General features: G+C 66.2%; 15 protein-coding genes and 2 tRNA genes. 6 read left to right on the top strand and 11 right to left on the bottom strand.

Annotated elements, in window-relative coordinates; genetic code table 11:
* Positions 1-68: 68 nt before the first annotated feature.
* Both EC845_RS11135 and EC845_RS11140 read right to left on the bottom strand, forming a co-directional pair.
* On the bottom strand, positions 69-2,813 hold the full coding sequence (locus EC845_RS11135; RefSeq protein ID WP_123298183.1) for a tetratricopeptide repeat protein: 2,745 nt from the start codon (positions 2,811-2,813) through the stop codon (positions 69-71).
* Positions 2,814-3,158: 345 nt separating this feature from the next.
* A complete protein-coding gene (locus EC845_RS11140; protein WP_123298184.1) occupies positions 3,159-3,713 on the bottom strand; it encodes a phasin family protein in 555 nt (184 codons plus the stop codon).
* A 369-nt stretch (positions 3,714-4,082) separates the two neighbouring features.
* Here EC845_RS11140 and EC845_RS11145 point away from each other — a divergent pair, with 369 nt between their 5' ends.
* The 6 genes from EC845_RS11145 (at position 4,083) to EC845_RS11170 (ending at position 11,864) form a co-directional block, all read left to right on the top strand.
* Positions 4,083-5,252 carry a CaiB/BaiF CoA-transferase family protein gene (locus tag EC845_RS11145; protein ID WP_123298185.1) on the top strand — a complete coding sequence of 390 codons (1,170 nt, stop codon included), beginning with the start codon at positions 4,083-4,085 and terminating at the stop codon, positions 5,250-5,252.
* 162 nt (positions 5,253-5,414) lie between these two features.
* Positions 5,415-6,641, top strand: coding sequence for a nicotinate phosphoribosyltransferase (gene pncB, locus EC845_RS11150; protein WP_123298186.1), 1,227 nt, complete (start codon positions 5,415-5,417; stop codon positions 6,639-6,641).
* Positions 6,642-6,768: 127 nt separating this feature from the next.
* A complete protein-coding gene (locus EC845_RS11155) occupies positions 6,769-8,124 on the top strand; it encodes a sodium:proton antiporter (RefSeq protein ID WP_123298187.1) in 1,356 nt (451 codons plus the stop codon).
* Positions 8,125-8,173: 49 nt separating this feature from the next.
* Positions 8,174-9,175 carry a D-glycerate dehydrogenase gene (locus EC845_RS11160; protein WP_123298188.1) on the top strand — a complete coding sequence of 334 codons (1,002 nt, stop codon included), beginning with the start codon at positions 8,174-8,176 and terminating at the stop codon, positions 9,173-9,175.
* On the top strand, positions 9,162-10,871 hold the full coding sequence (gene rmuC, locus EC845_RS11165) for a DNA recombination protein RmuC (RefSeq protein WP_199739783.1): 1,710 nt from the start codon (positions 9,162-9,164) through the stop codon (positions 10,869-10,871). The genes EC845_RS11160 and rmuC overlap by 14 nt, the downstream gene beginning before the upstream one ends.
* 300 nt (positions 10,872-11,171) lie before the next feature.
* Positions 11,172-11,864 (top strand): Bax inhibitor-1/YccA family protein, encoded by a 693-nt coding sequence (locus tag EC845_RS11170; protein WP_123298190.1) that lies wholly within the window; start codon positions 11,172-11,174, stop codon positions 11,862-11,864.
* Positions 11,865-11,933: 69 nt separating this feature from the next.
* Here the strand turns inward: EC845_RS11170 and EC845_RS11175 are convergent, their stop codons facing one another.
* The 9 genes from EC845_RS11175 to EC845_RS11215 form a co-directional block, all read right to left on the bottom strand.
* Positions 11,934-12,260, bottom strand: a complete 327-nt coding sequence (locus EC845_RS11175) for a hypothetical protein (protein WP_123298191.1) — start codon at positions 12,258-12,260, stop codon at positions 11,934-11,936.
* Positions 12,261-12,267: 7 nt separating this feature from the next.
* Positions 12,268-12,957, bottom strand: coding sequence for an orotate phosphoribosyltransferase (locus EC845_RS11180; protein WP_123298192.1), 690 nt, complete (start codon positions 12,955-12,957; stop codon positions 12,268-12,270).
* A gap of 84 nt (positions 12,958-13,041) precedes the next feature.
* Complete coding sequence (locus tag EC845_RS11185) at positions 13,042-13,941, bottom strand: helix-turn-helix domain-containing protein (RefSeq protein ID WP_123298193.1); 900 nt, start codon at positions 13,939-13,941, stop codon at positions 13,042-13,044.
* A gap of 121 nt (positions 13,942-14,062) precedes the next feature.
* Complete coding sequence (locus EC845_RS11190) at positions 14,063-15,355, bottom strand: hydantoinase/carbamoylase family amidase (RefSeq protein ID WP_123298194.1); 1,293 nt, start codon at positions 15,353-15,355, stop codon at positions 14,063-14,065.
* An 85-nt stretch (positions 15,356-15,440) separates the two neighbouring features.
* On the bottom strand, positions 15,441-16,391 hold the full coding sequence (locus EC845_RS11195; RefSeq protein ID WP_123298195.1) for a dihydroorotate dehydrogenase: 951 nt from the start codon (positions 16,389-16,391) through the stop codon (positions 15,441-15,443).
* Positions 16,384-17,232: a dihydroorotate dehydrogenase electron transfer subunit gene (locus tag EC845_RS11200; RefSeq protein WP_123298196.1), complete on the bottom strand. Its 849-nt coding sequence runs from the start codon at positions 17,230-17,232 to the stop codon at positions 16,384-16,386. Before EC845_RS11200 ends, EC845_RS11195 begins: the two co-directional genes overlap by 8 nt.
* A 123-nt stretch (positions 17,233-17,355) precedes the next feature.
* Positions 17,356-19,164, bottom strand: a complete 1,809-nt coding sequence (locus tag EC845_RS11205) for a phosphodiesterase (RefSeq protein ID WP_123298197.1) — start codon at positions 19,162-19,164, stop codon at positions 17,356-17,358.
* Between the two features lie 117 nt (positions 19,165-19,281).
* A tRNA-Arg gene (locus EC845_RS11210) sits at positions 19,282-19,358 on the bottom strand.
* Between the two features lie 65 nt (positions 19,359-19,423).
* Positions 19,424-19,500, bottom strand: a tRNA-Arg gene (locus EC845_RS11215).
* Positions 19,501-19,596 lie beyond the last annotated feature (96 nt).

Genomic DNA, 19,596 nt, shown 5'->3' on the forward strand with positions numbered 1-19,596 from the left:
CTGACCGAAACCGCAGCGCTTGGCGCGGCTTCGGTCGTCCAGGCGCCAAGGCCTGGATCGCGGGTCAATCACAGACCCGAACCCTCTTCCACGATCACCCACCGCTGGCCGTCGTGGCGCAAGTCCAGCCGCTTGAGTTTGGTGATGCGCAGCACGCCCGCCACGCTGCTTTCACGGAAACGTGCAATGGCCATCGGTGCGCCATCGGCCGACGAGGCCGTGGGCAGTTCGAACGACAGGCCGCTGATCTGCAGCACGCGGGGCCGCGGCACGTCCAGACCGGCTCGCACCGATTGAACCCAGGCCGCGTGGTCTGTCCCGTCTTCCGGTTTGAAGCCTGCGGAGTAGGCGGCGACGAATTCGTCGGCGTTACGGTTGTTCCATGCTGCCAGCCAGGCATTGACCGCGGCACGTGCACCGGCTTCGTCGGCGACCACGGCCGGTTGTGCCACCGTGGCTGCCGGAGCCGCTGTCTCTGGTGCCACGCTTGCGACAACAACGGGGGACGGCTCGGGCTCGACAGGTGGCACAGCCGCAGCCGGGGCAGGGGTCGATGGCACAACGGCAGCCGCAGGCGAAGCGGACGGCACCGCCGCAGCCACAGGCGGCGCGGCGGATGGCTCCGCTGCCGCACGGGCTGCCGCCACCGGCGCCGTCGTTGCGGCTTCGGGCGCGACCGCCGGTGTGGCTGCTGGAGTGGCCGTTTCCGTCGTCTTGACCGCAACCGCCGGCTCTGCGCTCAGGTTTGCGGCTGCAACCACGGTGGTGGTCGCGGTATCGTTGGTTGCGCGCGTCGCTGCCGTCGATGGCGCAGCCGATACCGAGATCGGTTCGGCCGGTGCGGCCTGAGCCGTATCGGTCGCTGGGGTTGGCGCCTCCGAGGCGGAAGCCGCGATCACCGGGGTTGCCGCAGTCTTTGCAAGCGGTTCGGTGGACGGGGCCGAGACCTCGGGCTTGGGCGTCGGTGCGACCCATGCCAAAGCCGCAGGTGTGGGTGCGGGTGTGGGGGTCGGCGTCGCTTCCACAGGCGTCGACGCGGCCACGGTCGCCGGCACCACAGCCTCCGGCACGGTCACCGGTGCCGCAGGCTCCGTCACCACGGACACGTTCCGGGTGGACGGTGCGTCGGATGCGACCACGGTGGCAGGCTCGGACGCCGGGGCCTGTTGGTCCACGGTCTGCGGTTGCGGGGTCTCGACCCTGGCTGCGGGGGCCGGTTCGGTGACGGGCGGTGCGGGCACCACGGCGGGCACGGGAATCGATTCTGCAGCCACAGTCTGGGCGGCAGCGGCCGGTGCGGCGGCCACCACGGCAACAGCGGCGGGGGCTTCCGCCACGTCGGCGTTGCGCCGGATCAGCACATGACTGGCGCGTGGCCGCGCGTTGGGCGTCGTCCAGGCATTGACGGCGTCTGCCGTCGCGACGCCGGCCGGCGTGCCTGCTGCATGCGACACCGCAGGGGTGTCTGCTGCCGCAGGCGCAAGGGCAACGGCGTGCTCGACGACGGGCGGCGCAGTGGGCGCGACAGGCTGCTGCGCTGGGGCGGCCGCAGTCACTGCAACGGGCGGTACCGCAGCGGCTTCGGCCAACGGCGGCAGTGTCTGGGCCGTGGCCTGCGCTGCATCGGATGTGACGGCTGTTGCGGTCGCCGGAGCGGCCCCGGCGTCGGCCGGCTTCGGCTCGGCGTTCTGGGCCGGGCCGATGGCCACGTCGTCCCACACGCTGCGCCGGGTTGCCGCCGGCGAGCTGCCGGAAGCCGGTGCGAGCGTCGTCGGGTAGTCGCTGGCCGTCGGCAGATCCCAGGCCGTGCGCGGCGTCGCGCTGGCGATCTGCACGGCAGGGGCCTCTGCAGCGGGTGCGGGTGTCGCAGCTTCGGCCTGTGATGCCGCCACATCCGGCATCACAGGCATGGCCATGACGGGCAATTGATCCGCAGGCTGGCGCGTGGAAGAAGGCCGCGCAGCAGCCACGGCCGATGGCGCAGGCGTTGCCGCTGCGTTGGCCGTGGCCGGTCGCTCGATCGGGCCCGCCGCAGCAACGGCAGGGCGGGTCGCGACCGCCCCCGCGACGCCTTGCGTCTCGGCCACCGGCTTTGCCGGGCTGGCGGCTGCCGGGGTGATAGGAGTCGCAGCCGGCGCGGCTGCGGCGACCGGCGGTGCCGTTCCCGTGTTCACCGACTGGCTCAGCAGCGCGAGTTTGGTCTGTACGCCGTCGGCGCCGGTCCTCATGGCGCGGCGATAGGCCTCGTTGGCCAGCCGTGTGTGCAGGTCGCCCATGTTTTCATAGGCGGTTGCGTAGTTCGGGTTGATGGCGATGGCCTTGCTCAAGGCCACCAGGGCCTTCTCGTCCATGCCCTGGTCTGCGTACAGCACGGCCAGGTTGTTGTAGGGCTCGGCCATGTCCGGGTAGTCGCGCGTGAGTTGCGTGAACACGTCGATGGCGCGCGGCGCGTCGCCGCTCTCGCTGAACATCAATCCCTGCAGAAACCGCAGTTGCGGATTGCGTGAATCCGCTGCCAGCGATTTGTCGAGCAGCGCACGGGCCTGGGTCTTGTTGCCGGATTGCAGAAGCTGGTTGATCTCGGCGGCGGCACCGGCCGTCTGGGCCTGGATCACGGCCGCCGGGGCCAGCAGAACCAGGCCGGCCAGCGACCATTGCAGGGCCAGCATCACGGGGCGGCGAAACAGCCCGTGGACACGACCCGCGCGTTTCTGCGGCAAGGGATCGGCATGTGCAGCGGCACTCTGGCTGGCCGCAAGCGAGGTGGGCGCGGGAGGGAAGGGCAGGCGGGGTCGGGAAGCGAATACGGCCATGCGGCAAATCTCTTGGTCGGCGTGCCGCAGACCCGTCGTCCGATGGCTTCGCCGTAATCGCCCCAGGAGCGGGGTGCTCCGGAAATTATAGATTTGACAGGCGTCTCGACGAGCCGTATTGCGGTGTGTCCGCTACACCTGAAGGCAAGCTTTTGATGCCGGACCGATGCGTGCGCAAACAAAAGTATTGCTTCTTCTTGCGGACAAACAAAAGGGGCTGGTCCGAAGACCAGCCCCAATGAGCCTATCACCCCCTGGCGCCAGGGCTCGAGGAGACATCTGCAATGAAAACCCGGTTCGACAGCCCGGCGGTGGTCGCCAGGCCGATCTCTCGCAAGCGTTGGATCAGCGCTTGCGTGTGGCAGTCGCGGCGGCCTTGTTGGCTGCGGTGGCAGCCGTGCTGGCAACAGCGTTGTAGTTGGCTTCGGCGACTTCGGTGGCCTGCTTCACGGCCTTTTGCAGCGAGTCGTAAGCGGTGTTGCCGGCAGCAACGGCGCTCTTGAGCACGGCGACGGCGGTTTCGGAGCCGGCCGGGGCGTTGCGCGAAGCGTTGTCGACCAGTGCGAGGAACTTGCGCTGCGCTTCGGCGGCGTGTTCTTCGTAGGCCTTGCCGAAATCGCTGCCGGTGGCGTTGGCGATGTCGTACAGGTGGCGGCTGTAGGCCGTGGCTTTCTCGGCCAGGGGCTGGAACAGGCTGGCTTGCAGGGCCAGCAGCTCTTGTGCATCCTTGGCGCTCAGCACGGCCTTGGCGTGATCGGCGGATTCGGCCAGCGCAGCCTTCGAAGCGGTCACGTTGAGTTCGATGATTTTTTCGACGCTTTCGAATGCCTTGGCAGTGAGGCCGAACAGGGTTTCGACCTGTGCTTTCTGGGCGGTGATGAAGTCTTCAGGGGTGGCCATGGTGATCTCCGATTCAAATCATGATGAATGAAAGGCGGCGAGCTGACGAAAACTGCTGTGAGCGCGGCCCGAGCGAGGAATGAGCCTCTTGCTGCGCAACGTTGAATGTTGCACTGCAGCATGCTTTTCATTGTACGGAGAGCCGCTGGTTTTGCAAGTGCATTTTTCGTCTTTTATCGTTGATTAGATTGAGGTTTCTAATGAGGCTGCTAAATCGTGAAACCCGGTCAAACTTTTGTTTGAGTGTCAGCGAACCGCAGCGCTCGCGTCATCAAGCCTTCACGGCGGCAGGGCATTCGACGGCCTTGCCTGGCCGGCGCATTCCTGCGTAAAGTGGCCGTGTCTTTCAACAACGCGATCCCGCCACCCATGCAAGCTCTCGACGGTCTCAAGGTCCTGGAACTTGGTCAACTCATCGCAGGCCCTTTTGCCGGCAAGACCCTGGCGGATTTCGGTGCCGACGTGATCAAGGTCGAGCCGCCGGGCGTGGGCGATCCGCTGCGCAAGTGGCGCCTGCTGCGCGACGGCACATCGGTCTGGTGGCAGGTCCAGTCGCGCAACAAGCGGTCGGTCTGCCTCGATCTGCGCACGCCCGAAGGGCAAGAGGCCGTGCGGGCCCTGGCCGCCGAAGCGGACGTGCTCATCGAGAACTTCAAGCCCGGCACGCTCGAGGCCTGGGGACTCGGCTGGGAGGCGCTGCATGCGCTCAACCCCCGGCTCGTCATGCTGCGCCTGTCGGGTTACGGGCAGACCGGGCCCTACCGCGACAAGCCCGGCTTCGGGGTCCTGGGCGAAGCCATGGGCGGGCTGCGCCATCTCACGGGCGAGCCGGGCGCGGTGCCTGTGCGCGTGGGGGTGTCCATCGGCGATACGCTGTCGGCCCTGCATGGCGTGATCGGCGTGCTGATGGCGCTGCGCCACCGCGACACGCAGGGCGGACAAGGGCAAATGGTCGATGTCGCCCTGTATGAATCCGTCTTCAACGTCATGGAAAGCCTGCTGCCGGAATACGATGCCTTCGGTGCCGTGCGGGGACCGGCGGGCAGTGCGCTGCCGGGGATTTCTCCCAGCAATGCCTATCCATGCCGGGATGGCCAGTACGTGCTGGTGGCAGGCAATGGCGACAGCATCTTCCGGCGTCTGATGCATGCCATCGGCCGCGGCGATCTGGCCGACGACCCGGCCCTGCGCCACAACGACGGCCGTGTCGTGCGCAGCGCCGAGATCGATGCCGCCATTGCGCAATGGACATCCAGCCGCGCGCGCGACGAGGTGTTGGCCGTGCTCGATGCGACGCAGGTGCCCGCCGGCCGCATCTACAGCGTCGCCGACATCGCAGCCGACCCTCAGTACCAGGCCCGCGACATGCTGGTGGACAGCCCGGCCTCCGACGGCCTGCCGCTCAAGGTGCCGGGCATCGTGCCCAAGCTCAGTGCAACCCCCGGCCGAATCTCGCACGCAGCGCCCCGGCTCGGCGAACACGACGGCTGCCTGCAGCCGGGCGGCGGCTGGCCCGTCCGCGACCGTTCCGGCGATTGAGCGGGCGGTCCGCCAAGCGATGTACCGGGCTTGGCGCCGGCTGCCACGCCGTCGGTGCCACAATGCAGCCGGTAGACTGAAGCGGCGGGTGCCCGGTATCGCCGGGCATGACGGACGAGCTGCAGTCTGGTTTGCGTTCCGCGCCCGTTTTCCCTGTGTGCCATGATCATCAACAGCCTGCTCGATACCGATCTCTATAAATTCACCATGATGCAGGTCGTGCTGCATCAATTCCCGGGTGCCCAGGCCGAGTACCGCTTCAAGTGCCGCAACTCGGGCGTGCAACTGGCCCCGCTGGTGGCGGAGATCCGTGAAGAGATCCGGGCGCTCTGCAGCCTTCAGTTCGGGCAGGACGAGCTCGATTACCTGCGCTCCATGCGCTTCATCAAGAGCGATTTCATCGATTTCCTGGGGCTGTTCCGCCTCAACGAGAAGTACATCGACGTGCAAGCCTTGCCCTCGGGCGAGATCGGCATCGACATCCAGGGGCCGTGGCTGCACACCATCCTGTTCGAGATCCCGGTCCTGGCGATCGTCAACGAGGTGTACTTCCGGCACCATCACCCGGCGCCCGACGTGCTCGAAGGCCGCCGCCGTCTCGACACCAAGATCGCGCAGCTCCAGCAGGAAGCCGAGCACGACCGCGCCCAGGGGGCCGTCTCCGAACTCAAGATCGCCGACTACGGCACCCGGCGCCGCTTCTCGCGTGCGTGGCACGAGGAAGTGGTGCGGGTGCTCAAGGACAGGCTGGGGCAGGGCGGCGCCAGCCAGCTCGCCGGCACCAGCAACGTGCTGCTGGCGCAGAAGCTGGGCCTCACCCCGCTGGGCACCATGGCGCACGAATACCTGCAGGCCTGCCAGGGCCTGGGCCCGCGTCTGCGCGACAGCCAGATATTCGGTTTCGAATCGTGGGCGCGCGAGTACCGGGGCGACCTCGGCATTGCCTTGTCCGACGTCTACGGCATCAAGGCCTTCCTGCGCGATTTCGACATGTATTTCTGCAAGCTGTTCGATGGCGCGCGTCACGACAGCGGCGATCCCTTTGCCTGGGGCGAGCAGATCATTGCCCACTACAAACTCAACCGCGTCGATCCGCTCAACAAGGTGTTGATCTTCAGCGACGGCCTCACCGTGCCGCGCACCATCGAGCTCTACCGCCAGTTCAAGGGGCGTTGCCAACTGGCGTTCGGCATCGGCACCAACCTCACCAACGACCTGGGCTACGAGCCTCTGCAGATCGTCATCAAGATGGTGCGCTGCAACGGGCAGCCCGTGGCCAAGCTCAGCGACACCCCGGCCAAGAACATGTGCGAGGATGAAAAATACCTCGCCTACCTGCGCCAGGTCTTCGACATCGAGCAGCCCGACCCGGAGCCCGCCTCGACCTGACCGCCGAGGCGTTCGCTCACTCGCTCGCCCGACGCCTCCTGCCGCATCGCTGGAGGCATCCCCTGAACATCCTTCGCCGGCGGCCTCTTCCTCGGTCGCCATCCTCAGCCTTCGACCCTCCGATACGATGTCCCACCTCGACGGCGCCACGCTCAGCCTGGCCTACGCTCTTCCCTTCGTGACCCTGCTGCTGGGTATCGCGCTGCTGCCGCTGTTGGCGCCGGCCTTCTGGCACCGTCATTTCGGCAAATTTGCGGCGGCCTGCGCGCTGGGCTTCCTGCTGCCGTTTGCGATCGGGCATGGCGTGGCTGCTGCAACAGAAGGCCTGCTGCATGCGCTGATCGGCGAGTACATCCCGTTCATCGTGCTGCTGAGCACGCTGTTCACGGTGGCCGGGGGCATCTATTTCTCGGGCAACCTGCGCGGGCGGCCCGCGCTCAACACCGGCCTGCTGGCCATCGGCACCGTGCTGGCGAGTTTCATGGGCACCACCGGCGCGGCCATGCTGATGATCCGCCCGCTCATGCGCGCCAACGACAACCGGCGCCATCACGTGCATGTGTTCGTGTTCTTCATCTTTCTGGTCGCCAACGCCGGCGGTTCGTTGACGCCGCTGGGCGATCCGCCGCTGTTCCTCGGTTTCCTCAAAGGCGTTTCCTTTGGCTGGACGCTGGTGCACGTGCTGCCGCAGACGCTGTTCCTGGTCGGCAGCCTGCTGGCGCTGTTCTATGCCATCGACCGCTATTTCTACCGCCGCGAAGGCGTGGAGCCGGTCGACCCCACCCCCGACACCGCCGCCGGTGGCCTGCAGGTCCATGGCTGGCAGATCAACGTCCCGTTGCTGCTGTGCGTGATGGCGCTGGTGCTGCTCAGCGGAACCTGGAAGCCGGGCATCGACTTCCACATCGCCGGTGTCGATGTCGGCTTGCAGTCGCTGGTGCGCGACGCCGGCCTGCTGGTCGTGCTGCTGCTGTCGCTCAAGCTGACGCCGGCCATGGCGCGCGAGGGCAACCAGTTCGGCTGGGGGCCCATGGTCGAGGTCGCCAAGCTGTTTGCCGGCATCTTCCTCACCATGATTCCGGTGCTCGCGATGCTCAAGGCAGGCCTGCAAGGGCCTTTTGCATCCATCGTGGCCTCGGTCACCACCCCGGCCGGCGAGCCGGTGCCGCTGATGTACTTCTGGGCCACCGGCATGCTGTCGGGTTTTCTGGACAATGCGCCCACCTATCTCGTGTTCTTCAACCTGGCCGGCGGCGACCCCGAGAGCCTGATGACCCGGCATGCCGCAACCCTGGCCGCGATCTCGGCGGGCGCGGTGTTCATGGGCGCGCTCTCGTACATCGGCAATGCGCCCAATATGATGGTCAAGGCCGTGGTGGAAGAACGTGGCCTGCGCATGCCCAGCTTCTTTGGCTACATGGCCTGGTCGGCCGTCGTCCTGCTGCCGTTGTTTGCGGTCATGGGCTGGGTCTGGTTCCGTTGATCCATCCCGCCGCACCCTTTTTCGTTCCTACCGATCCTGGAGACACCCCATGTCCGAACGTCCCCGCGTGCTGGTCGCACGCCAGGTTTTCCCCGAAACCGTCGAACGCCTGAGCCAGCACTTCGAACTGAGCGTCAACACGCACGACGAGGCGTGGGACAAGGCCGAGCTCATCCGTCGTCTGCAGGGGCACCAGGGCGCATTCACCACCGGCAGCGAACGGATCGACGAAGAGGTGCTGGCAGCCTGCCCCGAGCTCAAGGTCGTCGCCAACATGGCCGTGGGTTACAACAACTTCGACATGGACGCGTTCGACCGGCACGGCGTCCAGGCCACCAATGCGCCGGGCGTGCTGACCGACACCACCGCCGATTTCGGCTTCGCACTGCTCATGGCCACGGCCCGCCGAATTGCCGAGAGCGAGCATTTTCTGCGCCGCGGCGAATGGCAGCGCTGGCGCTACGACATGTTCGTCGGCGGCGAGGTGCACGGCAGCACCCTGGGCATCCTGGGCATGGGACGGATCGGACAGGGCATTGCCCGCCGCGGGGCATTCGGTTTCGGCATGAATGTGATCTATCACAACCGTTCGCGCCTGGATGCACAGACCGAAGCCGAGTGCCGTGCCCAATACGTCTCGAAAGACGAACTGCTGCGCAGCGCCGATCACCTGGTGCTGGTGCTGCCCTACAGCCCCGAGTCGCACCATGCCATCGGGGCGGCCGAACTGGCCGCCATGAAGCCGACCGCCACGCTGGTCAACATCGCCCGCGGCGGCATCGTCGACGATGCCGCGCTGGCTGCGGCCCTGCGCGCCGGCCGCATTGCCGCAGCCGGTCTGGACGTGTTCGAGGGCGAGCCCCGCGTGCATCCCGATCTGCTGACCGTGCCCAATGTCGTGCTCACGCCGCACATCGCCAGCGCCACCGTGGGCACGCGCCGTGCGATGGCCGATCTGGCGGCCGACAACCTGATCGCTTTCCTGACCCAGGGACAGGCCGTCACCCCCATCAACCGGCTGGTCGGACGGCAGTCGCATGGCGATGAGTGAAGGGGTGTCGGTGCTGAGCCTGCTGGCCGGACTGGTCTTCGGGCTGCTGGCGGGAGGCTGGATCACGGCCTTGCGGATGCGGCAGAGACTGGCCGAGGAACAGGCGCAGGCGATTCGCGAAGCGGTGGACGAAGCCGTCGATCTGGCGGTGGCCGGCGCGGTCGAACGCGAACGCGCCATGGCCTCGGCCACCGCCGCCACGCTGCAGGAACGGGTGCGGGGCCTGCTCGAAGACCGCGAGGGCCAGCACAACGACATCGCCCAGGCGCGCACCGAGATTCAAACGCTGCGCCAGGCGCTCGATCTGGCCCGCGACGAGCGTTCGTCGTTCCAGGAACGGGCCGCCCAGTTGCCGGCGCTCGAGCACCGCCTGGCCCAGGCCCAGCAGCGCATCGATCAACTGCATGCGACCAGCCAGGACGCCCAGGCCCAGGTTGCCGAGCTGCAGACGCGGCTCGATGCCGAGCGCAGCCAGTCCGCCGAAAAGATCGCCCTGCTCGGGGAAGCGCGCGAAGCGCTGTCCAACCAGTTCAAGTCGCTGGCCAACGACATCCTCGAGGAAAAGAGCAAACGTTTTACCGAGCAGAACCAGGCGAATCTGGGCCAGTTGCTCGATCCCTTGCGCACGCGGCTGCACGAGTTCCAGGGCAAGGTCGAGCAGTTCTACGTGGCCGAAGGGCAGCAACGGTCGGCCCTCGAGCAGCAGGTCAAGCAGTTGATGCAGCTCAACCAGATGCTCAGCGACGATGCCAGGAACCTCACGCAGGCGCTCAAGGGTTCGGCCAAGTCGCAGGGCAACTGGGGCGAGCTCATCCTCGAACGCGTGCTCGAGGCTTCGGGGCTGCGCCGCGGGGCCGAGTACGACGTGCAGGAAAGCCATGTGCGCGAAGACGGCTCGCGGGTGCAGCCCGACGTCGTCATCCACCTGCCCGAAGACCGGCACCTGGTCGTGGACGCCAAGGTCTCGCTGCTGGCCTACGACGAGTACACGAGCGCGGGCGACGACGCGGTCCGTGCCGCCGCCCAGCGGCGCCACGTGGAATCGATCCGGGCGCACATCAAGGGCCTGTCGGGCAAGAACTACCAGCAGCTCTACGGCATCCGTTCGCTCGATTTCGTCCTGATGTTCGTGCCGATCGAGCCCGCCTTCATGCTGGCGATTTCGGCCGACCAGCAACTGTTCATGGACGCCTGGGATCGCAACGTGCTGCTGGTCAGTCCCTCGACACTGCTGTTCGTGGTGCGCACGGTGGCCCATCTCTGGCGGCAGGAGGCACAGACCCGCAACGCACAGGACATCGCCAAGCGGGGGGCCGATCTCTACGACCAACTGGTCTCGTTCACCGGCGATCTCGAGAAAGTGGGCGAGCGCCTGCGCATGGCGCAGGAGTCCTACCAGTCGGCCTTCGACAAGCTGGCGCGCAAACGCGGCAACGTGATCCGGCGTGCCGAAATGCTCAGGAGCCTGGGCGTCAAGCCGACCAAGGCATTCTCCAAAGGGCTGACCGACGAAGCGGCCGAGTACGCGGCCGACGACGAAACCCTGCCGGCCCTGCCGCCTGAGCCGGGGCAAGCGACCGCGCCAGGGGCCGGGGACACACCGGCGCTCGGCGCTGCGTCCTCGCCCGACGCCGACCCGACGCTGGGGGACGGTCTCGTTCAAGGCCGGGACCGGCCCGGGAACGGGCTTTTCTGAGTTTTTTCCAAGGGGCTGACGGGGTCGGAAACCAGAGCGCCCGCAGGCCATGCCCGTTCTGCCTGCGCCCCGTGGGTCGTGAAGGCGTGACGGGCCCGGCCTGACCACCGACACGCCGGGGCGGCGTCATGGCGTTGCCACATTTCGACATACCGCTAGAATGGTCGCAAGTCGTGTGTGCGGGGGCCGCCGCACGAACGCGCCGTCATATCGACAACAACATCCTGGCGCACGTGGCCGCAAGGCTGCGACTTGAATTCCCTTTTTTGCCCTCTACCTTTGTCTCAAAGGATTCTGGACATGCCGCTACCTTCTACTTCTTCCCTGAACTACGGTTATGCCGTATCGGCCGAGCAGCGCAACCGCGTGCTGCGCAACACCTATTGGCTGCTGGCTCTCAGCCTCGTTCCCACCGTGCTCGGCGCCTGGCTGGGCGTGGCCACCGGCATGACCGCCGCGCTGCATGGCGGGCTGGGCATCCTGGTCTTCCTGGGCGGCGCCTTCGGCTTCATGTTCGCCATCGAGAAGACCAAGAACTCCAGCGCCGGCGTGGCCGTGCTGCTGGCTTTCACCTTCTTCATGGGCCTCATGCTCTCGCGCCTGATCGGTGCCGTGCTGGGCTTCTCGAACGGTGCCGAGCTCATCATGATCGCCTTCGGCGGGACCGCTGCGGTGTTCTTCGCCATGGCCAGCCTGTCCACGGTCATCAAGCGCGACCTGTCGGGCATGGGCAAGTGGCTGTTCGTCGGCGCCATCATGCTGCTGGCAGCCGGTGTCATCAACATCTTCGTGCAGTCCACCGCAGCCATGCTGGCCCTGTCGGTTGCCGCTATCGGTATCTTCAGCGCATTCATGCTGTACGACCTCAAGCGCATCGTCGACGGCGGCGAGACCAACTACATCAGCGCCACCCTGGCTCTGTACCTCGACATCTTCAACGTGTTCCAGAGCCTGCTGGCGCTGCTGGGCATCATGGGCGGCGAGCGCGAGTAAGCGCCTCGTTCCCCCACTGACAAAAAAACCGCCTTCGGGCGGTTTTTTCATGGCTGTCACCGAGCGGGTTCAGAAATCCGGAACCGTCCATTCATAGGCATGGGCGATTTCGTTGACCGCCTGCAGGCGTTGTTCGGCCGTGCCTTGCAGGGCCTGCAGCAGCTTGTCGTTGAAGCCCGTCAGCAGCACCTTGGCGGCATGGGCTTTTTCCACGCTCACGCCCTGGTCCTCGTAGGTGTGCACGTACGAGCGGGCCGCCACGCCCACGACAAAGTAGAGCGCGGCGTTGTCGCGGTCTTCGTTCATGAGGCGGAAGGCGTTCTTGTAGAGATTCTTGAAGGAATCGGTGCCGGCTTCGGCCTGGGCAAAGGTGGTGGCGAGTTCTTGGAAAGTCATGGTGGTGTTACTCCGCGGAGGGGGATACAGAAGGGCGGCCCGGCTGGGCAATGCCGCCGTGGGCCAGGGACCAGGCGCCAGGATCCTGGATGAACGAGGCGAGCTCGGCGAGCGATGCCGTGTCGAAGGACTGGCGTTCATGCGCGACCGTCAGGATATCCTGCCAGTTGGCCAGGGCGTGCAAGGTCACGCCGCGCGCCTGCAGGCTGGCGGCCGCTTCGAAGGTGCCGTAGTCGAAATAGACCAGCGCGTGCCTGACCTGGGCGCCCGCGAACAGCAGGGCGTCGACGAAGCTGTGCTTGGAGTAGCCCGCAGCCATCATGTCGTCGACCAGCAGGACCTGGGCACCGGGCTCGACCAGGCCTTCGATCTGCCGGTTGCCGATGGCGCGCTTGCGCACGACCTGCAGCGGCAGATCGAGCACGTCGGCCAGCCAGGCGGCCGGTGCGATGCCGCTGGATTCCGCGCCTGCAACGGCCTGCAGGCCGTCCAGCACCGCGTGTTCGCGCAGCAGGGCCAGGCCTTGCCCCAGCAGTTGCCGGCGTGCATCGGTCAGAGAGACCAGGCGGCGGCAGTCCATGTAAACCGGACTGGCCCAGCCGGAAGGCAGGCGGAAGGGCTCGTCGGCACGCAGGGTCACGCAACCGCTGTCGAGCAGCAGGGCGGCTGCGGCATGTGCATCGTGAGCAGAGGTCATTGGAAGGTCTCCGTGTCTCGAGTGGGGGACTCGTGGGTGGGCTCGTGGCGAGCCGGGGTGATCGTCGGTTGCATGGGCTTTTTCTCAGATGCGTTCGACCAGCTTGCGCAGGCGCTGGGCGCCCGACTTGCCCTTGTAGGCGGTCTTCCAGAGGCGAATCATGAGATCGCTGTGCATCCTGACCGCCTCGGGGGCCGCCGTGACGGTCGCGATGCCGTTGCGCACGTTGGGCAGCTCGCCCAGCCGGAAAGGGCTGGTGGCCAGCACGCTGTGCTGCGGCCCGGACAGCACCTGAAACGTCGATGATGGCATGGCATCGTCGACCAGTCCGATCTGGACATGCAAGGGCTCGCTTTCCATCAGCTCGGCGATGCGCAGCACTTCATGCCGCGCAGCCTGCACACGGGCGCTCCGGATGTCTTCGGGCAGGTCGACGCGGCCGACCAGGCCGGTGTGCACGAACCGCTCGAGCTCGCGCAGGCCGATCAGGCTGATGATGTGCGGTTTGCGTTTTTCGAAGAAGGCCCGGCGCTCGGCCAGGATGAGCAGCATGGCCTCGATATCCGCGGCCTGCGTGCCCTTGCCTGCACGGGGTGCACCTTCGTGCAGCATGGCGCGCAGATGCTGGAGGTACGCGTCGGACGTCAGCAGCAGCGAAATCGGCTCGAAATGCGCCAGGATGCGGTCGCTGGCGCTCTCGAGCTGCCGCATGCGTTCGAAGAGGCCCAGCGCGGTGGGGTAGTACTCGGCCTCCACGCCCAGCAGCGAAGCCAGCGAGGTGCCCAGCACATGCGCCAGGCGCTCCAGGGTCTCGATCTTGACGATCTCGCCTTTTTCCATGCGGTAGACCACCGCACGCGACACGCCCAGTTGCGCGGCGATGTCTTCGGCCTGCAGCGAGGCCCCGATGCGATAGGCCTTGAGGCGATCGCCCAGCGCGGTGTAGTCGATAGCCGATATCCAGTGCTCGTGCTCGGCGGTCATCTCTTTTTGTCCTGAATGGATCGAAAAAGAGAATATAGGCGATTCGGCGGCGGTGGGGCAGCTCCGGCGGTCCGCCCGGGCCGTCAATCGCTGGCGAAAGGTTGATGTCGGCATGGCAGGCTCAGAAGGCCAGCGCATGGCCGAGATCCTGCACGCGCTGCACGGCATCGCTGAGCACCTGCACGCCCAGCATGAAGTCGTCGATGTCCATGGCCTCGTGCGGATTGTGCGATCCGTTCTGGTTGCGCACGAACAGCATGGCGCTGGGCACGCCCGCATTGGCAAACAACGAGGCGTCGTGGCCCGCCCCGCTGGGGAGCGTATCGTGGCGGATGCCGTTGTCCCTGCAGGCCTGGAGCAGCATGTCGCACAGGCCCGGGTCCATGGTGGCCGGGTCGCTGGTCAGGCGGCGGTCGTTCTGGAAACGGACCCCGCGCTCACGCGAGATCGAAGCCATCTCCGCCTGCACCAACTGGTAGAAGGCCTCGAGCGTGTCGCTGCTTTTGCTGCGGGCCTCCAGGCTGAAGGAGACGCGCCCCGGAATGCGCGAGATCGAATGCTCGGCCTCGTCGGTCTGCACGATCCCGGCCGTGACGACCAGGTCGGTCCCGCGTTCGAGCAGCTCGCGCCAGTGGGTGTCCAGCCGCATGATGAGATCCGAGACGGCGAACATGGCGTCGTGGCGGAGCCAGCGCGGCACCACGCCCGAATGCTGCGCGTCGCCCAGGCAGACGATGCGGTTGTGCCGCACATTGCCCCGGATGCCCGAGACCACCGCCAGCGGCAGATCGCGGGCGTCCATGACGGGGCCCTGCTCGATGTGCAGTTCCAGATAGGCCTTGATGGCCCGGGTGTCGACGAGCTTTTCCTGAAGCGAGATCGCCTGCACGTCTGCGCCCACGGCTGCCATGCATTCGCCGAGAGACTGGCCGGTGCTGCGTTGTTTCAGCTGCAGGTCGGCGGGCGCGAGCTTGCCCAGCAGTGCGCTCGAGCCCATGTAGGCCTTGCCGAACCATGCGCTCTCTTCGCCCCGAAAGGCGATCACCTTGAGCGGCAGCGCGCTGCCGCCACCGCTTGTGGGGTGCCAGCGTTGCCGAGCCACCAGGGCCAGCAGCCCGGCGATCACGCCGGCCAGGCCGTCGAAGTTGCCGCCCTGCGGCACGGAGTCGATGTGCGAGCCGATCCAGATGGCGGGCGCCTCGGGGTCGTCGCCGGGCAGGGAGAACACCACATTGGCTGCACGGTCCACCTGCACACGCAGGCCCTGGGCGAGCGCAAAGGCGCGCAGGTACTCTGCGGTGGCCGATTCGCCTTCGCCGTAGCTGGCGCGCGTGACGCCGACGCCATCGAAGCTCAGCGCACGGATCTCGTCGAAAAGTTGTTCGGCCAGCGGTTGATAGGACAGGAGTTGCATGGAATGGCAGCGAAAAGAAGCAAAGGAAGTCGTTGCTGGAACGATCGGTATCCGGTGGCGAAGAACAGAGGCGGGGCCTGCGGCCTCAGGCCGCCTGCGTGGCGTAGCGGTGCCAGCGCTCGGCCAACTGGTCGTCGATGGCGACCGCGCCGGTCAGCGTCTGGATGCGTTCGACGCCATGGGCCTGGCAATAGGCGTGCAGCCCGTCGACGATCTTGCCCATCACGCCCGGATCGATGAACGAGGCCGTGCCGACCTGCACCGCGCTGGCGCCGGCCAGCAGGAATTCGACGGCGTCGTCGGCCGTGGCGATGCCGCCGCAGCCGATGATCGGAAGACTCACGGCGCGGTGGCACTGATGCACCATGCGCAGCGCGATCGGCTTGATGGCCGGGCCGGACAGGCCGCCCATCACATTGCCCAGCTTGGGCTTGCGGGTGCGGACATCGATGGCCATGCCCAGTACCGTGTTGCCCATCACCAGCGCATCGGCACCGGCAGCTTCGGCGGCACGCGCCACGGCCGCGACATCCGCGGTGTTCGGCGTGAGCTTGGCCCACAAGGGATGACGAGTCTGGCGGCGTATCGCACTCAGCACCTCGAACGTATCCTGCGGCGACACGGCGAATGCCCGTCCGTCGGCCTCCAGGTTGGGGCAGGAGATGTTGGCTTCGATGGCCGCGACCTGCGGCAGGGACAGCGCCGCGGCGGCCTCCGCGAAGAGCGCTGCCGTGTCGGCGGAAACCGACGCCACCACGGGGGTGTCGAAACGCGTGTAAGGCGGCAGGACCCGTTCGAGGTAGTAGGCCAGGCCGTGGCTGGGAATGCCGATGGCATTGAGCATGCCGCCATGGCAGTCCGCCACACGCGGCGTCGGATTGCCCGCACGGCAGGTGGGCGAGAGGCTCTTGATCACCAGCGCACCCAGGCGGTTGAAATCCAGCGCCTCGGCGTACTCGATGGCAAAGCAGCCGGAAGCCGGCATCACCGGGTTGCGCAGGTTCACGCTGCCAACCTTCACTGAAAGATCAGCCAAATTCCACCTCCTTCATGACCTGCCGGATGTCGAAAACCGGGCCCTCGCGGCACACCCGCAGAAACTGGCGATCGCCGTCCCGATCGAACAGGCGCACGCACGACAGGCATACGCCCATGCCGCACGCCATGCGCTGCTCCATCGCCACTTCGCCACGGATCGCCGGATGGTCTTCCAGCACCTGCTGCAGCATCATCAGCACGCGGTGCGAGCCACAGGTGTAGACCACGTCGAAGGGGTTGCGAGCCAGCAGCCCGCGAACCAGGCGTTCCAGCGCCTCGACCCCGGAGCTGCCGTCGCTGTCGTACACGCTGTGTACCTCGGCCTGCACGCCGCGCAGAAACTCGTCGCGCATCAGGTCTTGCGGAGCCCGTGCGGACAGCACCGCGCTGACCTGTACACCGGCCAGCGCAGCCAACTGAACCAGCGGCGCCAGAGTGGCCAAGCCCACCCCGCGCACCACCACCAGGATGCGCTGTGCATGCGCAGGCAGGCTGAAGAGATTGCCCAAGGGGCCCACGATGTCCAGCGAGCCACCGACGGCCAGCGTCGCCAGCGCCTGCGTGCCGGCACCCGCCACGTTGTACAGAAACTCGATCGTGCCGGGTTCGGGCCCCACGCCGTACACACTCATCGGCCGCAGCAGGAAAGGCTGATGGGCCTCGGTGGTCGGGCACTTGAGCTGATAGAACTGCCCGGGGCGCGTGATGTTGGCCAGATCCACCGGTGCGTGCAGCCGGATGTAGCGGTAGCGGCTGTTCACCCAGCGGTGCTCGATCACCTCGCACCGGTGCGAGGCCACGTGGTCGGCATTCCTTTGGAAGCAGGGAGGGGCGGTCATGGTTCTGGGTGGGTGAAAGCAGTTTATTTCTTTTTTAATACTAGTATCAAAAAAGAAACAAGACAAGCAAAATAAAACGCCCGTGGATGGCGTGCGACAGGCCGGCGGGTTGCGCCTGGCCGTTTACGGGCTGAACGAGCCTTGGATGTACAGCCGCTGGTGAGTGCGTTTGGCCTCGTGCTTGGCGAGTGCCGCAGCGGTCGCCACGGCATCGGCCTGACGGTAGTCGCCGTGGCGAACGCGGGCCGCGCCGATCGACAACGTGGTGCACGGAAAGAACTGCGGCTGCCCGGCCCGGTCTTCGGCGTGGATGCCGCCGGCTTCGCGCGCGGGTGCGTCGAACAGGCCCAGTGCCGCAGCGGCGAACTCGCGGGAAATGGCTTGGCAGCGCTGTTCCCAATCCGCGCTCTGAAACAGGATCATGAAATCGTCGCCGCCGATGTGGCCCACGAAATCGTGCCTGGGATTGCAGTGTTCCTGGGTCAGCCGGGCCGCCAGCCGGATCATCTCGTCGCCGCGCCAGTAGCCGTAGTGGTCGTTGAACGGCTTGAAGTTGTCCAGATCCGCGTGGCAGGCCACAAAATCCGCGCCGCAGCGCAGCAGCCAGTCGATGTGCAGATTCAAGGGAATGTTGCCTGGCAGCAGCGTCAGCGGATTGGCGTGCCGCGCCGCTTCGATGCGCGCCTCGGTGACCGAACGCACCAGTTGTTCGCCCGTGCCCAGACCGATGTAGCGGCCTTGCTCGGTGACGATGAAACCGTCGGCCAGGTAGCGCTGGTCGTGCGAGATCAGGATGGCGATCAGGTCGTCGATGTTGTCGTCGCGTTCCACGACGCGTGGAGACCGGTTGGCCGTCGCGATGCAGGCCCGGCGCCCGTGCACTTCGCGAAAATACAGCTTGGCGTACTGGTCCATGAACTGCCTGCGATTGACCAGTCCGACCGGTCGCGCATGCTCCACCAGCGCGACGGCATGCAGTTCGGGATGCGCTTGGAACAGCGCCGCCAGATCGTTGTGCGTGGTGTGGGGCGGCACGGCGGGCGCGTCGATCAGATCCAGCCGTTGCAGCACGCTGGGGCGCGCCGGATGAACCGGCAGCACCGGCGGGCGGGTGGGAACCTGCCAGAAGAACTCCTGGCACAGCGCGTCCAGCTCGGTGCGCGGTGCGGCGGCGGGTCGACCCAGCAGATAACCTTGCCCGATCTGGATGCCGATGGCGCGCAGCGCCTGCAATTCTTCGGGGGTCTCGATGCCTTCGGCCACCAGCTTGGTGCCCATCAGCCCGGCGATGCCCTGAATGGCCTGCACGATCTGCAACTTGCGGGGATCGCTGTGCACGCCCCGTGTGAAGTACTTGTCGATCTTCACGAAATCGGGACGCAATTCGTGCCACAGCCGAAGGCTGGAATGGCCGTCCCCAAAATCGTCGAGCGCAAACAGGACGCCTTCGCCGCGCAGGCGCCGCACGACTTCCGCCAGGGTGGCCTGCTGGCTGACCCGGTCGTGTTCGGTCAGTTCGATGACCAACTGTCCGCCCTCGAGACCGGCCTGGCGGACGGCATGCTGCAGCATGGGCAAGCCATGCCGGGCCAGCGTTTGAATCAGGCTGTCGGCGCTGAGGTTGATGAAAAGCAGACCGGCGTGCCCCGTGATGCGCCATTGCGCGAGGATGCTCTGGATACAGAACAGCTCAAGCTGCTGCTCCATGCGGGCATGCCGGCCCAGTGCCAGCAAGGCGTCCGGCCTGTGCAGCGACGAGCCGATGGGGCCTCGGATCAGCGCTTCGTGCCCGAGTACCGAGCCGTCGCGCATGTCGATCAGCGGCTGGAACACGGCATGCAGGGCGTACTGCCGCATCATGCGCACCAGTGCCCGCCGATGGTCCTGACGGGAATGGCGGGTGTGGGTGAGCAGGTGAGGGCTGGAGCGCATGGCTGGCGCATGCTAAGACAGCCATGTGACGATGCCGTGACGCTTCGCCCCTGTGCTGCACGCGCGCAGTCGGGAAATAAAAAAGCCCTGCAACCGGTGGATTGCAGGGCTTTTAATTGGTGCGGCTGGCAGGATTCGAACCCACGACCCCTTGGTTCGTAGCCAAGTACTCTATCCAACTGAGCTACAGCCGCAGATAAAGATTGATCTCAATTTTTCGATTAAAAAACCCTGCAAACAAATGCAGGGTTTCTCAAGTTGGTGCGGCTGGCAGGATTCGAACCCACGACCCCTTGGTTCGTAGCCAAGTACTCTATCCAACTGAGCTACAGCCGCTGAGAAATAAATTATAACCCGTTTTTTTGGCTTGCTTGGACTGGGCGCATCAAAATTACCACGGAGGCCGTTCGAGGGCGTCTGCAGGCCTGTGGC

The sequence above is a fragment of the Comamonas sp. BIGb0124 genome (genome assembly GCF_003752175.1).
Classification (GTDB): Bacteria; Pseudomonadota; Gammaproteobacteria; order Burkholderiales; family Burkholderiaceae_C; genus Comamonas_F.

What these genes read in the sequence shown, in the direction of transcription:
- EC845_RS11200 (WP_123298196.1), bottom strand. Translation starts at nt 17,232, where the DNA reads ATGACCGCCCCTCCCTGCTTCCAAAGGAATGCCGACCACGTGGCCTCG.
- EC845_RS11135 (WP_123298183.1), bottom strand. Translation starts at nt 2,813, where the DNA reads ATGGCCGTATTCGCTTCCCGACCCCGCCTGCCCTTCCCTCCCGCGCCC.
- rmuC (WP_199739783.1), top strand. Translation starts at nt 9,162, where the DNA reads ATGGCGATGAGTGAAGGGGTGTCGGTGCTGAGCCTGCTGGCCGGACTG.
- EC845_RS11190 (WP_123298194.1), bottom strand. Translation starts at nt 15,355, where the DNA reads ATGCAACTCCTGTCCTATCAACCGCTGGCCGAACAACTTTTCGACGAG.
- pncB (WP_123298186.1), top strand. Translation starts at nt 5,415, where the DNA reads ATGATCATCAACAGCCTGCTCGATACCGATCTCTATAAATTCACCATG.
- EC845_RS11170 (WP_123298190.1), top strand. Translation starts at nt 11,172, where the DNA reads ATGCCGCTACCTTCTACTTCTTCCCTGAACTACGGTTATGCCGTATCG.
- EC845_RS11180 (WP_123298192.1), bottom strand. Translation starts at nt 12,957, where the DNA reads ATGACCTCTGCTCACGATGCACATGCCGCAGCCGCCCTGCTGCTCGAC.
- EC845_RS11205 (WP_123298197.1), bottom strand. Translation starts at nt 19,164, where the DNA reads ATGCGCTCCAGCCCTCACCTGCTCACCCACACCCGCCATTCCCGTCAG.
- EC845_RS11145 (WP_123298185.1), top strand. Translation starts at nt 4,083, where the DNA reads ATGCAAGCTCTCGACGGTCTCAAGGTCCTGGAACTTGGTCAACTCATC.
- EC845_RS11140 (WP_123298184.1), bottom strand. Translation starts at nt 3,713, where the DNA reads ATGGCCACCCCTGAAGACTTCATCACCGCCCAGAAAGCACAGGTCGAA.
- EC845_RS11155 (WP_123298187.1), top strand. Translation starts at nt 6,769, where the DNA reads ATGTCCCACCTCGACGGCGCCACGCTCAGCCTGGCCTACGCTCTTCCC.
- EC845_RS11175 (WP_123298191.1), bottom strand. Translation starts at nt 12,260, where the DNA reads ATGACTTTCCAAGAACTCGCCACCACCTTTGCCCAGGCCGAAGCCGGC.
- EC845_RS11185 (WP_123298193.1), bottom strand. Translation starts at nt 13,941, where the DNA reads ATGACCGCCGAGCACGAGCACTGGATATCGGCTATCGACTACACCGCG.
- EC845_RS11160 (WP_123298188.1), top strand. Translation starts at nt 8,174, where the DNA reads ATGTCCGAACGTCCCCGCGTGCTGGTCGCACGCCAGGTTTTCCCCGAA.